Origin of the sequence: Catellatospora chokoriensis (assembly GCF_011297315.1) — a bacterium.
Taxonomy (GTDB): domain Bacteria; phylum Actinomycetota; class Actinomycetes; order Mycobacteriales; family Micromonosporaceae; genus Catellatospora; species Catellatospora citrea.
The window spans coordinates 382,746-395,631 of record NZ_JAAOTI010000002.1; the positions used below are offsets into that span (position 1 = coordinate 382,746).

The window sequence follows — 12,886 nt, forward strand, 5'->3', positions numbered from 1 at the left end:
GCCATGCGCATCCACGTACCCGAGACCGCCTCCGGCCGGCTCACCGACGCCTGGCGCTTCTGCGTCGGCACCGGCCGCTTCGAGCTCGCCCTGCGGCGCGACCACCAGGACTCGCTGGCGATGATCCAGCGCGACATCGGCTTCCGGCACATCCGCGGGCACGGCCTGCTGTCCGACGGCGTCGGGGTGTACCGGCCGTACGAGTACCAGGGCGCGACCCGCGTCCGGCACAACTTCACCTACGTGGACCAGGTCGTCGACGCCTACCTCGACCTCGGCATCCGCCCGTTCGTGGAGCTGGGCTTCATGCCCGCGGCGCTGGCCTCGGGCGAGCAGACCGTGTTCTGGTGGGGCGGCAACGTCACCCCGCCCCGCTCCTTGCGCCAGTGGGCCGACCTGGTCAAGGCGACGGTGTCGCACCTCGTCGACCGGTACGGCATCGAGCAGGTGCGCACCTGGCCGATCGAGGTGTGGAACGAGCCCAACCTCAAGGAGTTCTGGGCCGGCGCCGACCGGGACGCCTACCACCGGCTGTACGAGGTCAGCGCCGACGCGGTCAAGGCGGTCGACGCGTCGCTGCAGGTCGGCGGGCCGGCGATCTCACCCGGGGCGGACGACTGGCTGATCCCGTTCGCGGAGTTCACGGACGGACGCGGGGTGCCCGTCGACTTCGTCAGCAAGCACGCGTACACCTCCGGGCCCGCCCAGCACGTGCCGTTCGGGGTACACCAGACCCTCGCCCCGGCCGAGCGGCTGCTGGAGCAGTTCGCCACCCCGCGGGAGCTGCTGGCGGCCACCGCGCTGGCCGGGCTGCCGGTGCACATCACCGAGTTCAACTCCTCCTACCGGCCCGACAACCCGGTGCACGACACGGCCCTGCACGCGGCATACCTCGCGCCGGTGCTGGCCAACGGCGGCGACCTGGTCGACTCGTTCTCGTACTGGACGTTCAGCGACATGTTCGAGGAGGTCGGCGTGCCGACGTCGCTGTTCCACGGCGGCTTCGGCCTGCTCACCCACCGGCAGATCCGCAAACCCACCTACCACCTGTACGCGTTCATGGCCCGGATGGGCGAGGCGGTCCTCACCCGCGGCGCCGACCACCTGGTGACCCGCGACGACACCGGCCGGGTCACCGTGCTGGCCTGGGCCCCGGTCGACGTCACCGGCGGCCCGCCCATCGACGGCCACACGGTGCGCCTGTCCGTGCCGGTCGGCGGGCCGACCACGCCGTCGGTATACCTGAGCCGCTCCTCGGTCAGCGAGGAGGCCGGCAACGCCTGGGCGGCCTGGTGCGAGATGGGCCGCCCGGTCTCACCCGGCTCGCGCCAGCTCGCCGACCTGTACGAGGCCGCCGAACCGGCCCGCACCCACCGCAGCCTGTCCCGGGTCGGCGGCTGCGTCGAGCTGGACCTGGTGCTGGCCCGGCACGAGGTGACCCTGGTCGAGCTGACCCCGGTCGTCGACGAGACCCCGCCCTGGTGGGACGACGACCGGCTGCTCGGCCTGAGCCGCTCCGCCCCGCAGCCGCCGGGGAGAAGCGATGGCTGACCTCACCGCGGGCCGGTTCGGGCAGGGGGTGCTGTCCCGGGCCGCGGCGCTGGTCTACAGCCTGCTCGTGGTCGAGCTGCTGCTGGTGGCGACCACGCTGCCGGGCCTGGTGCCGCTGGTGCTGCTGGCCCGCGACGCCAGCAACATCCCGCTGTTCGCGGCCTGCGCGCTGCCGCTGGGTCCGGCCGTGGCGGCTGCCCTGTACGCGCTGCACCACCACCGCGCCGACCTCGCGGACCTGACCCCCGCGGCGGCGTTCTGGCGCGGCTACCGGCTCAACCTCAAGCCTGTGCTACGGGTCTGGGCTCCGCTGCTGCTGTGGCTGGCCGTCGTCGCCGTCAACCTGGCCCACCTCGACGCCGCCGCCGTGCCCCGGTGGTGGGCGGCGCTGCTGGTCGTGCTCGCCGTCGCGGCAGCCCTGTGGGGCACGAACCTGCTGGTGATCACGGCGCTGTTCGACTTCCGGGTGCGCGACGCCGCCCGGCTCGCCTCGTACTTCCTCGTCCGCCGCCCCGCGGTCACCCTCGGCAACCTCAGCGTGCTCGTCGCGGCGGCCGGGCTCACCGTGCTGCTGTCCGAGGCGGTGCTCACCCTGTCCGGCTCGCTGCTGGTGTACGTGCTGCTGCGCAACTGCCGTCCGCTGGTCGGCCAGATCTCCCGGGAGTTCATCGCATGACCCTGCCCGCCACCCCGAAGATCTGCTACGGCGGCGACTACAACCCCGAGCAGTGGCCGCAGGACGTGTGGACGCAGGACTACCGGCTGTTCGACGCCGCGCGCATCGACACCGTCACGGTCGGCGTGTTCACCTGGGCGTCGACTCAGCCCGCGCCCGACGTGTACGACTTCACCACCCTCGACGCCATCGTCGAGCGGGCCGCCGCCGAGGGCCGCGCCGTCTGCCTGGCGACCGGCACCGGCGCGCACCCGGCCTGGCTGGCCCGCGCCCACCCCGAGGTGACCCGCACCGACTTCGAGGGCCGCCGGCACCGGTTCGGCCAGCGCCACAACTCGTGCCCCAGCTCGCCGGTCTTCCGGCGGCTGTCGGCCGAACTGGCCCGCCGGATCGCCGCCCGCTACGCCGACAACCCGGCCGTGATCGCCTGGCACGTGGGCAACGAGTACGGCGGGGCCTGCTACTGCGAGCTGTGCACCGCCGGGTTCCGGGACTGGCTGCGCAAGAAGTACCGCACCCTGGACCGGCTCAACCACGCCTGGTGCACCACGTTCTGGTCGCACACGTTCACCGACTGGGGCGAGATCGAGGCCCCGTCGGCGCTGACCGAGCACTGGCGCGGCCCCGACCACACCGCATTCCAGGGCATCACCCTGGACTACCTGCGCTTCATGTCCGACGCGATGCTGACCAACTTCGTCGACGAGAAGGCCGCGATCCGCGAGTCCAGCCCGGACACCCCGGTCACCACCAACTTCATGGGCATGTACCGGCCGGTCGACTACCACCGCTGGGCGGCGCACCTGGACTTCGCGTCCTGGGACAACTACCCGCCCGACGACCGGTCCGCTCCCCGGATGGCGCTGGCCCACGACCTGATGCGCGGTCTCAAGGGCGGGCAGCCGTTCTGGCTGATGGAGCAGACCCCGAGCACCACCGCCTGCCGCGACGTGAACCCGCTCAAACGGCCCGGGATCAACCGGCTGTGGAGCTGGCAGGCGGTCGCACACGGCGCGGACGCGGTGCTGTACTTCCAGCTGCGGGCCTCGCGGGGCGCGAGCGAGAAGTACCACGGCGCGGTCGTCGGCCACGCCGGCCGGTCCGACACCCGCGTGTTCGGCGAGGTCGCGCAGCTCGGCGCGGAACTGGAGCGGCTCGGCGGGGTGAGCCTGGGCGCGCGGACCCCGGCCCGGGTCGCGCTGCTGTTCGACTGGGACAGCTGGTGGGCCCTGGAGATCTCCGACGGCCCGTCCCGGCTGGTGCGCTACCAGCAGGTCGTGCTCGCCTACCACCGGGCGCTGTGGGACGCCGGGGCCGACGTGGACGTGGTGCCGGTGACCGCCGACCTGTGCCGCTACGACGTGGTCGTCGCGCCCGCCCTGCACATGGTCAAGGGCGACCTGGCCCGGCGGTTGGAGGCCGTCGCGGCGCGCGGTGGCTCGGTGGTGACGACGTTCCTGTCCGGGCGGGTCGACGAGGACGACAACGCGTTCCTGACCGACGTGCCCGGCCCGCTCGCACCCCTGATGGGCGTACGGGTCGACGAGTGGGACGCCCGCGAGGCCGACGTGGTCAACCCGGTGCTGCTGGAGTGCGGCGACGACCGGCTCGAAGCCGCGTCGCGGCTGCTGTTCGAGCTGGTCGTCCCGCAGGGCGCGGACGTGGTCGGCACCTACCGGGCCGACTTCTACGCGGGCACGCCCGCCGTCACCCGCAACACGTTCGGCGACGGGCACGGCTGGTACGTCGCCGCCGGTCTGGAACAGGACGGCGTCTCGTGGGTGATGCGGCAGGTGCTGGCCCGCCACGACCTGCTCGGGCCGTACGCCGACGTCGCCGACCTGGAGACGGCGGTGCGGATCGCCCCCGACGGGACCCGCCTGCGGTTCCTGCTCAACCACCGGGCCGACAAGGTCACCGTGACCGCCTGCGCCGGCGGGGTCGACCTGCTGACGGGGGAGCGGGTCGAGGCCGGGCAGCCGCTCGCCCTCGACCCGCTCGGTGTCGTGGTGCTGCGCGAGACGGCCTGACGGCGGTCAGGCCGCACGGCGGCCCGCGGGCGCGGGTCGCCGGTCTCGCGGCGTCACGCGGGTGCGGCGTGGGACTCCGCATCCGCGTGACACCGCGGCGGGCCGAGGTCATCCGACTTGCCGGCAGATGTGCGTATCTTGAGCCGGCTTTCGCCCAGGTGCCTGGCAAGTCGAGCGATCATGTGACGGGTGGCGGCAGGGCGTCAGTGGATGCGGCGGCCGTGGGCGTCGGGGATGCCGGACTTGCGGTAGAAGTAGGTGTTGATCTGGTCGCGCCACTCCTGGGCGCAGCGCGACTGCTCGTCGAGGCGCTCGCGCACCCGGGCGTCCAGGTCCGGGGCGACCAGCCCGGCGAGGCCCGCCCACCGCGACCGCATGCGGGCGACCCGGTCCGCGCCCTCGAAGTGGGTGTCGTAGATGTGCTGGACGACCGTCTTCCCGCTGTGCAGCACGTGGGTGTAGGGCACGTGGTGGAAGAACAGCAGCAGCTCGTCGGGGCACGAGTCGGCCGACTCGTACACCTGCGCCCACGGCTGCGGGTACTGGCCGGTGAAGCCGGTGCCGGTGGCGCGGGAGCGGTCGACGCCGATGCCGTCGCGGTCGGCGAAGTGGTACGTGCCCCACGGGGTGTACTCGTAGCCGTCGACGTCGGGGCCGTAGTGGCTGCCGGGCCGGACCATGAACCCGACGCCCAGCGGCGCGGTGTACGACTCGTAGGTCTGCCACGAGCCGTCCATGACCTCGTGCAGGGTCTGCCGCAGCAGGCCGGGGTCGGCGGTCGCCGCCGGGGCGAAGGTCAGGTCGATCCACTCGTCGAGGACCGCGGCCGGGTCCAGGTGCGGGTTCCAGGCGAGCCGGCCGAAGGCATACAGGTTGGCCTGCGCCAGCGGATGCCCGGTCCAGAACGGGTCGTCGCCCACGTTGGACACGGCGACCAGGCCGCCCTCGAACCCCGTGGGGCCGTTGTCGGCGCCCCGCCCGGCGGCCACCGCGGCCACGGTCCGTCCGTCGCCCCACGGCTCGAACGCCAGCACCTCGTGCCACAGCGGGCCGAGGTAGCACACGTGCCGCTGCTGGCCGGTGTACTCCTGGGTCACCTGCAGCTCCACCGCGAGCCGGGTGCCGGGCATCGCGGCGATCACCGGCGACACCGGCTCCCGGGTCTGGAAGTCGATCGGACCGTACTTGACCTGCAGGATCACATTGCCGGCGAACTGGCCGTCGAGCGGGGCGAAGTGGTCGTACGCCGCGCGGGCCCGGTCGGTGCTGCGGTCGCGCCAGTCCTGCGTGTGGTTGTACACGAATGCGCGCCAGTGCACGACGCCGCCGAACGGCTCCAGCGCGGCGGCCAGGGTGTTCGCGCCGTCGGCGTGGGTGCGCCCGTAGCCGAACGGGCCGGGCTGCCCCTCGGAGTCGGCCTTCACGACATACCCGCCGAAGTCGGGGATCGCCGCGTACACCTGCCGGGTCGTGTCCGCCCACCAGGCGCGTACGCCGTCGTCGAGCGGGTCGGCGGTGGGCAGGCCGCCGAGCGCGACCGGGGAGTTGAAGTTGACCGACAGGTGGGTCCGGATGCCGTACGGGCGCAGCACCTCGGCGAGCGCCGCGACGTCGCCGAGCCGGTCGGTGAGCAGGCGCGCCTCGGTGGCGTGCACGTTGACGTTGTTGACGGTGACCGCGTTGACGCCGATCGAGGCCAGCAGCCGGGCGTAGGCGCGGACCCGGCCCAGGTCCGGGGTCAGTCCGCCGTCCCGCCAGAAGATCGAGCCGCCGGAGTAGCCGCGTTCGACCTGGCCCATGACCGGATGGGCGTCGATGTTGTCCCAGTGGTTCAGCATCCGGCGTGCTGTCACCGGGTGGTGGACCTCGATCGGCTGCGTCGCGCCGAACGCGGTCTCGCCGAGCCGGACCACCTGGAACAGCCCGTGGAGCAGCCCCGCCGGTTCGTCGGCCAGGACCACGGTGACGCCGTCGCGCCGCCCCAGCGCGAAACCCTCCGCGCCGAGCATGCCCCGGCCCGACCGCCAGTCCAGCTCGGCCAGCACCATCGCCGCCGCTTCGGGCAGGTCGTCCGCGCCGGTCAGCGCCAGCACCAGGTCGAACCGGGGCTCGCCTGCCGCGCCGCTGCCGTTGCTCGTGCCGCCGTGCGCTTCCGTGCCGCTGCCGTCTTCGGCGTTGTCGCCGTCAGGGTGCGGTGCCGCCTGTCCCGCGGGCCGGTGGTGCAGGCTGCCGCCGTGTTGCTCGGCGGCGTGGGCGACCTCCTGCGCGACGGTCTGCGCGAGCGGCCCGTCGGCGCAGACCAGCACGTGGCGCGAGCCGACGGTCCGGAACGCCTTGTCGGGCAGCCAGGCCGGGTGCGCAGCGGGCTGGTCACCAGTCATGGACGGTGCCGTCCTTGAGCCGGTTGACCGGCAGGTACGCGGCCACGTACGGGAAGCGCGCGGCGGCCCGCTCGTCGAGTTCGACGCCGAGGCCGGGCTGCTCGCCGGGGTGCAGGTAGCCGTCGGTGAAGGTGAACGACTGCCGGAACACCTCGTCGGTCAGCGGGCTGTGCTGCATGTACTCCTGGATGCCGAAGTTGTGGATGGCCAGGTCCAGGTGCAGCGCGGCGGCCATGCCGACGGGGGAGATGTCGGTCGGCCCGTGGATGCCGGACTTGATCTGGTACTGCGCGGCGAAGTCGAGCAGCTTGCGCATGGCGGTGATGCCGCCGGTGTGCGTGACCGCCGAGCGCACGTAGTCGATGAGCTGCTCGCGGATGAGGGTCTGGTAGTCCCAGACGGTGTTGAAGACCTCGCCGATGGCCAGCGGGGTGGTGGTGTGCTGCCGGACCAGGCGCAGCGCCTCCTGGTTCTCGGCCGGGGTGCAGTCCTCCAGCCAGAACAGGTCGTAGGGCTCCAGATCCTTGCCGAGCCGGGCGGCCTGGATGGGCGTCATCCGGTGGTGGCCGTCGTGCAGCAGCGGCAGCTCGGGCCCGAACTCGTTGCGCACGGCCTCAAAGACGCCGGGCAGGTGGCGCAGGTAGGCGCGGGTGTCCCAGTCCTCCTCGACGGGCAGCGGGGTGCGCTGGGCGGGCTCGTAGTCGTAGCGCTCGCCCTCGCTCTGCGCGGCGACGCCGTAGACCGCGTCGATGCCCGGCACGGAGGTCTGGATGCGGATGGACCGGAAGCCGAGCGCCAGGTGCTTGCGCACGGAGTCGAACAGCTCGGGCAGGTCGCGGCCGGAGGCGTGCCCGTACGCCATGATGCCGTTGCGGGACGCGCCGCCCAGCAGCTGGTAGAGCGGCATACCGGCGGCCTTGGCCTTGATGTCCCACAGGGCCACGTCGACGGCGGCGATGGCGGCCATGGTGACCGGCCCGCGCCGCCAGTACGCCGACCGGTACAGGTACTGCCAGGTGTCCTCGATGCGGTGGGCGTCGCGGCCGATGAGCAGCGGCACGACGTGATCGGTCAGGTAGGAGGCGACGGACAGTTCGCGGCCGTTGAGCGTGCCGTCGCCCAGGCCGGTGATCCCGTCCTCCGTCGTGATCTTCAGTGTGACGAAGTTGCGGTTGGGGCTGGTGACGATGACTTCCGCGGCGACGATTTTCACGAGGTGCCCTTTCTGGACGGTGCACCGGATGGTTCGCCCCGAAATGCTAGGCCCATAAATCAGACGTAATCAAGACCAACCCATAAACTGATATGTTGTATGGGATGGACACCCCTCCCGCCGCCTCCCGGCTGCACGCCCGCGTCCTCGACGAGCTCGGCGTCGCGATCTGCGGCGGCGGCTTCCCGCCCGGCACCGTGCTCTACGTCGACGAGCTGGTCGAACGGTGCGGCGTGTCGCGTTCGGTGGTCCGCGAGGTGCTGCGGGTGCTGGCGTCGATGGGCCTGGTCGAGGCGCGCCGCCGGGTCGGCACCCGGATCCGTCCCGCCGCCGACTGGAACGTCTTCGACCCGCAGGTGATCCGCTGGCGGCTGGCGTCGGACGAGCGGCTGGCCCAGCTGCGCTCGCTGACCGAGCTGCGGGCCGCGGTCGAGCCGCAGGCGGCGCTGCTGGCGGCCCGGCGGGCGTCCGCCGACGAGGCGGCCGAACTGGTCGCGCTCGCCGCGAAGCTGTGGGCGGCGGCGGAGTCCGGCGACGAGCCGGGCTTCCTGCGCGCCGACATCGAGTTCCACCGGCGGGTGCTGCTGCACTCCGGCAACGAGATGTTCGCCGGCCTGCACGAACTCGTGGCCGAGTCGCTGACCGGCCGCCATCACCACCACCTCATGCCGCAGCACCCCGACCGGCGTGCGCTCACGCTGCACGCCGACGTCGCCCAGGCGATCCAGCGCCGCGACGGCGAGCGCGCCCGAACCGCGATGACCGCCCTCACCCAGCAGATCCAAGACGAGCTGCCCGCCACCCCCCGAGCCGAAGGAAGGGCACCTTCACCACGCTCCGCGTTGTAGAAGGTGCCCTTCTTAACGGGCGTCGTCCTGCGGCGCTGGTCAGACGCCGCTGAGGGTCTGGATGACGCCGGTGGCGAGCAGGTCGCCGTAGTACGTGCCGCCGGGGTAGTGGGTGGCGGTCGTGGTGCCGGTGACGCCGTCGACGGCCCAGGTGACGGCCAGGGCCTGCAGGGCCGCGACGTTCTGCGACTGCGGCGTGCCGGAGGTCAGCGTGCACAGGCCGTCGGTGCTGGCACCCTCGGCGTCGCAGTGGCAGCCGGTGGTCAGCCGCACGCCCAGGAACGGCCGCGGCACGTCGTTCACCAGCTCGACGGTGCCGCTCGCGTTGCTGTTGGCCAGGTACGGCGGCGACGAGATCGCGTACATCGGCAGCGTGGTGGTCTTCAGGCCGTGGAAGGCGTTCGCCATGCTCTGCCCGACCGGCGACTTCACCGGGTCGAGCAGCACCAGCGCCTTCACCTTGGCGAACTGGGCCGCGTACGAGGTGCGCAGCTTGTTGGCCACATAGGCGGCGACCTCGCCGCCCGCGGAGTGGCCGGACAGCACGTAGCTGGTCGGCAGCGCCAGCCCGGCCCGGCCGGCCCTGGTGCGGGCGTCGGCGAAGCTGCGGCCCAGCTTGTCGGTGCTGTCGGCGGCCTTGCCGAGCAGGTCGGCGACGTTGTCGAGGAACGCGGTGTTGTTGCCGATGTTGTTGACCGTGCAGCCGTAGAGGTTGGCCGACGGCAGGGTCGGCGCGAAGACCACGAAACCCGCTGCGGCGTAGTGCTCGGCCAGGTCCTGCACGTTGCCGTTGCTGCGGGAGAAGCCGTGTTGCAGGTAGACCAGGCCGCGCGGAGTGCCGGCCGGGAAGTACCAGTCGACGTCGGCCTTCATCGTGTAGAAGGCGCAGCGGATGTCGACGGTGTTGCTGACCTCGACGACGCCGGGGGCGGCGGACGCGGGGGTCGGGGCGGCGAACAGGGTGGCGACGAGGGTCAGGGCGAGGGCGGCTCTGTGGATCGACATGGTGCCTCCGGTTTCCCTTAGTGAAACAGCGTTTCCCTTAGGGAAGATTAAGGAGGTCGATACCGGGGCAGGTCAAGGCCTTCGACGTGCCAGATTGGACGAAGGGCGCTCAGCCTTGCGCGCTCGACACCGGGTTGGCGTCCGTCGCGGCGCGGACGAACTCGCGCACCCGGGCGGTGGTGTTCGACTCCAGCCAGACCGGCCCGCGCTCGATCGGCGGCGCGTCCGAGATCGGCACGTACACCTACGGTCGGCCGTCGCGCCGTGCCGCGGGCCTGCCCGGTGTCGTGTTGCCGAGCCTGCGGCGCAGGCCGCCCCGGGTCGCGGTGGTCATCGACACGTCCAGGTCGGTCAGCGACGCCGAACTGGGCAGTGCGCTGCTGGAGGTCACCGCCATCGCCCGTGCCGTGGGCGGCCGGCGGGACCTGGTCACGGTGCTGGCATGCGACGCGGCGGCGGGGGTCGCGTACCCGCCGTGCCGGGCCGAGGGGATCCCGCTGACCGGCGGCGGGGGCACGGACCTGCGGGCCGGGTTCGTCAAAGCGCTGCTGCTCAGCCCTCGCCCGGACGTCATCGTGGCCCTGACCGACGGGCAGACACCCTGGCCGGAGGAGAAGCCGCCGTGCCGGACGGTGGTGGGGCTGTTCCCCCGGGGGAGCACCTGGGACGAGGACGACCCGGATTACGTGCCGGAGACGCCGCCGAGCTGGGCGCGGGTGGTCGCCATCGGATAGCCGGTCAGTCCGTTCGGCCCGCCCCGAACGCCCGCCGGATGGTGACGATGCAGTCGGCGCCGATCCCGCTCGACTTCTCGGCGAGCACGACGTCACCGCGCAGGATCCGGCAGCCGATCGCCTCGCCGTGCACGGCCATGGCGCCGACCGAGACCGCGCCTTCGGCCGAGTCCACCTGGATCGTCGTGCGCCACGGCAGCTCGACCGATGCGCGCATGGGGTTGCCCGACCCGTGCTCGTGATCCACATACCCGTCGTCGGGCGATGACCAGCTGACGCCCGCCGCGTAGCCGTACGGGCTGGTCACCTCCAGGGTGAGGGCGCGGTCTTCGCCGCCGAACACGGCAAATCCGACACCGGCCGCGGTGGCCAGCGCGGTCACTGCGGCAGCCGAGCCGATCACGAGGCGACGTCGGCGCGTGGGCACGGGGACGGGTGCCGGGGGAGAGGGGGTCACGGCGCAGGAGCTTAGGCCATCCTGAATCTCCCCTGCTCAGAGGGGGTATACGCGCGGGCCGTCCGCTACGGCAGCGCCCACAACCTCGTCGCGTCGCTACCGCGGGTAAGCCAGTGGCCGGGCCGCGCCGACCGCCACGGCAGGCCGGACGCGGACGGGTAGCGGACGGTATCGACCCAGTGCAGGGTATGGCTGGACAGCAGCACGTCCTCCGCGATCCCGTCGCCTTCGACACAGGCCAGCACCAGGTCATCGTTGATCATGAAGGCGCCGTAGTCGATCCGGTACGGTCCGCCCGCCTGATAGCCGGGGATGTCATCGAGGGCGCAGGAGGCCAGCACCTCACCGTCGGGGAACGAGCGCATGGCGAACTCTTCGTCGTCGTGGTGGGCGGCCAGGTAGCGGGTGCCGTTGGTGTCGAAGCCGGCCAGCGCCTCGCCCAGGAATTCATGGGCGGTGATCCGGCCGTCGGCGTACCGGACCCGGAAGCTCGTCGAGCCCTGGTCTCCGGCCGCGACGTGCAGGCCGGTCCAGTCGCCGCCGGGGTGCGCGAAGAACGCGGGGCTGCCGTGGGAGAACACGGCGACGCCGTAGGAGTTCTCGCCGTCGGCGTACTCGGCAAGCCGGTCGCCGGTCGCCGGGTCGACGACGGCGATGCGGTCCTCCTTGCCGGGCAGCCAGAGCCACAGCGTGCCGCCCGGGTCCACGTATGGCGTGGCCTGCTCCGGATACTCCGGGTCCGGATCCTCGCGGCGTCGCCAGCGCACCGTTCCGTCGCGCTCCACGAGCAGGACCTCGTCGCCCGCGGCTATCAGGGACCCGGTGTGCCCGGGCAGCGGCGCGAAGCGCAGGCGCGGGTCGAGCGCGGGCAGATCCAGCTCACCGGCAGGAAGCAGCCAGTCGTCGAACAGGCGCAGCCGTAGCTGTCCCGGGCCGGGCCCGGCGACGACGGGGAGCAGGTCGTCGTTCGGCACTTCGCGGATCAGGCGGGGGCGCATGGCGAGACTTTACGCCCCGCGGGCAGTGTCCGAAGGGGCTCGTCCACGCAGTCGATGCGGGACTCGCGGCGCGGGTCGCTCGGCCATGTTCTTCCTGGTCGCAGCCTCGATGCGCATCAGCGCCGCCGATGCGAAGGACCCCGGCGTCCTTGGGTGGATGACTCCTGGAGTCGGTGCTCACGCGGCGGTCTGCCGGCCGAAGTAAGTGGTCAGCCGCTTGGCGTAGACCTGACGCTCCTCATGCGTCGCCCAGCCGGCCCGGGGCCGCGATCGGTAGAGTTCGTCTCCCGCATAGCGGGGGAACACGTGCACGTGCAGGTGCCAGACGTCCTGATAGCCGGCGGGTTCGTTGTGCTGCCGGGTGGAGACGCCCTCGCAGTCGTAGGTCTCCCGGATCGCGACAGCCACCTCACGCACCAGATCTCCCACGGCCCGGTAGGCGTCGGCCGGGATCGAATACAGATTCTCGTGGTGGCCGGTCGGGATGACGAGCACATGTCCGAGGTTGTTCGGCCACCAGCGGGGTGCGATCAGGGCCGCCGCGTGCTCGGTGCGCCGCACGATGTCCTCGGGGGCATTGATCTCATCGCCCTGGCCGGCCAGAAGATCGCAGAAGGGACACTGATATCCGGCGGGCTCGTGCGTGATCTGCATCGGGCCACCCTACTGAGGCATGGCATGTGAATCAGCGCCGATTCCCTCGACACGTGTACTCGCCTATTTATCGAGTATGCGGGCCTTCTGAGCCTCATACTCGGCATCCTTCAACGCTCCGGCCTCCCGCAGTTGATGCAGTTTTTCGAGAAGGACGACCGGATCGTCGGACCCCTGCCGGCCGCCTACTTCTTCACCGATCTTCTTGGCAAGCGAACTGTCCCGCGCGCGGCCGAGAAGGAACGCGATTAACGCGAGGACGATGACGACAGGCACGATGGCTTCCACGACCGGTGAGGATAGGCGCCCCAGGCAAGGTCGGGAGCTGCAACACACTGT

The 12,886-nt window shown here is 71.9% G+C and carries 11 protein-coding genes and 1 pseudogene; 5 read left to right on the plus strand and 7 right to left on the minus strand.

The genetic code is table 11. The features are described 5' to 3' along the window. Window positions 1-3 precede the first annotated feature (3 nt). From HAV39_RS04340 to HAV39_RS04350, 3 genes are read left to right on the plus strand one after another with little or no spacing between them, the layout of a single operon-like run. The gene (locus tag HAV39_RS04340; RefSeq protein ID WP_191837842.1) at window positions 4-1,551 is read left to right on the plus strand and encodes a GH39 family glycosyl hydrolase; all 1,548 of its coding nucleotides are present in this window, start codon (window positions 4-6) and stop codon (window positions 1,549-1,551) included. Then, a complete protein-coding gene (locus HAV39_RS04345) occupies window positions 1,544-2,227 on the plus strand; it encodes a DUF624 domain-containing protein (RefSeq protein WP_191837843.1) in 684 nt (227 codons plus the stop codon). Before HAV39_RS04340 ends, HAV39_RS04345 begins: the two co-directional genes overlap by 8 nt. Next, a complete protein-coding gene (locus HAV39_RS04350; RefSeq protein ID WP_191837844.1) occupies window positions 2,224-4,257 on the plus strand; it encodes a beta-galactosidase in 2,034 nt (677 codons plus the stop codon). Before HAV39_RS04345 ends, HAV39_RS04350 begins: the two co-directional genes overlap by 4 nt. Before the next feature lie 203 nt (window positions 4,258-4,460). Here HAV39_RS04350 and HAV39_RS04355 read toward each other — a convergent pair whose 3' ends face one another. After that, window positions 4,461-6,638 carry an alpha-glucuronidase gene (locus tag HAV39_RS04355; RefSeq protein WP_191837845.1) on the minus strand — a complete coding sequence of 726 codons (2,178 nt, stop codon included), beginning with the start codon at window positions 6,636-6,638 and terminating at the stop codon, window positions 4,461-4,463. Next, window positions 6,628-7,851 carry a D-mannonate dehydratase ManD gene (manD, locus tag HAV39_RS04360; protein WP_191837846.1) on the minus strand — a complete coding sequence of 408 codons (1,224 nt, stop codon included), beginning with the start codon at window positions 7,849-7,851 and terminating at the stop codon, window positions 6,628-6,630. The genes HAV39_RS04355 and manD overlap by 11 nt, the downstream gene beginning before the upstream one ends. 104 nt (window positions 7,852-7,955) lie before the next feature. Between manD and HAV39_RS04365 the strand changes: the two genes are divergently transcribed. Then, window positions 7,956-8,699 carry a FadR/GntR family transcriptional regulator gene (locus HAV39_RS04365; protein ID WP_191837847.1) on the plus strand — a complete coding sequence of 248 codons (744 nt, stop codon included), beginning with the start codon at window positions 7,956-7,958 and terminating at the stop codon, window positions 8,697-8,699. A gap of 39 nt (window positions 8,700-8,738) precedes the next feature. On the opposite strand, the gene HAV39_RS04370 is transcribed toward HAV39_RS04365, so the two are convergent. Next, the gene (locus tag HAV39_RS04370) at window positions 8,739-9,704 is read right to left on the minus strand and encodes an alpha/beta hydrolase (protein WP_191837848.1); all 966 of its coding nucleotides are present in this window, start codon (window positions 9,702-9,704) and stop codon (window positions 8,739-8,741) included. 85 nt (window positions 9,705-9,789) lie between these two features. Between HAV39_RS04370 and HAV39_RS04375 the strand changes: the two are divergent. Continuing rightward, window positions 9,790-10,438 (plus strand): annotated as a pseudogene (locus HAV39_RS04375) (VWA-like domain-containing protein); the annotation flags it as partial. Window positions 10,439-10,442: 4 nt separating this feature from the next. Here the strand turns inward: HAV39_RS04375 and HAV39_RS04380 are convergent. The 4 genes from HAV39_RS04380 to HAV39_RS04395 all read right to left on the minus strand — a co-directional run bounded on the left by HAV39_RS04380 (window position 10,443) and on the right by HAV39_RS04395 (window position 12,835). Next, window positions 10,443-10,895, minus strand: coding sequence for an MmpS family transport accessory protein (locus tag HAV39_RS04380; protein WP_191837849.1), 453 nt, complete (start codon window positions 10,893-10,895; stop codon window positions 10,443-10,445). A gap of 65 nt (window positions 10,896-10,960) precedes the next feature. Then, on the minus strand, window positions 10,961-11,893 hold the full coding sequence (locus tag HAV39_RS04385; RefSeq protein WP_191837850.1) for a hypothetical protein: 933 nt from the start codon (window positions 11,891-11,893) through the stop codon (window positions 10,961-10,963). Window positions 11,894-12,070: 177 nt separating this feature from the next. Next, a complete protein-coding gene (locus HAV39_RS04390) occupies window positions 12,071-12,547 on the minus strand; it encodes an HIT family protein (protein ID WP_191837851.1) in 477 nt (158 codons plus the stop codon). A 63-nt stretch (window positions 12,548-12,610) separates the two neighbouring features. Continuing rightward, window positions 12,611-12,835: an SHOCT domain-containing protein gene (locus tag HAV39_RS04395; RefSeq protein WP_191837852.1), complete on the minus strand. Its 225-nt coding sequence runs from the start codon at window positions 12,833-12,835 to the stop codon at window positions 12,611-12,613. Window positions 12,836-12,886: the final 51 nt, after the last annotated feature.

Excerpts from the sequence above, each read along its gene's own strand:
- HAV39_RS04350 (WP_191837844.1), top strand. The coding sequence starts at position 2,224 with ATGACCCTGCCCGCCACCCCGAAGATCTGCTACGGCGGCGACTACAAC.
- HAV39_RS04370 (WP_191837848.1), bottom strand. The coding sequence starts at position 9,704 with ATGTCGATCCACAGAGCCGCCCTCGCCCTGACCCTCGTCGCCACCCTG.
- HAV39_RS04345 (WP_191837843.1), top strand. The coding sequence starts at position 1,544 with ATGGCTGACCTCACCGCGGGCCGGTTCGGGCAGGGGGTGCTGTCCCGG.
- HAV39_RS04385 (WP_191837850.1), bottom strand. The coding sequence starts at position 11,893 with ATGCGCCCCCGCCTGATCCGCGAAGTGCCGAACGACGACCTGCTCCCC.
- HAV39_RS04365 (WP_191837847.1), top strand. The coding sequence starts at position 7,956 with ATGGACACCCCTCCCGCCGCCTCCCGGCTGCACGCCCGCGTCCTCGAC.
- HAV39_RS04340 (WP_191837842.1), top strand. The coding sequence starts at position 4 with ATGCGCATCCACGTACCCGAGACCGCCTCCGGCCGGCTCACCGACGCC.
- HAV39_RS04355 (WP_191837845.1), bottom strand. The coding sequence starts at position 6,638 with ATGACTGGTGACCAGCCCGCTGCGCACCCGGCCTGGCTGCCCGACAAG.
- HAV39_RS04390 (WP_191837851.1), bottom strand. The coding sequence starts at position 12,547 with ATGCAGATCACGCACGAGCCCGCCGGATATCAGTGTCCCTTCTGCGAT.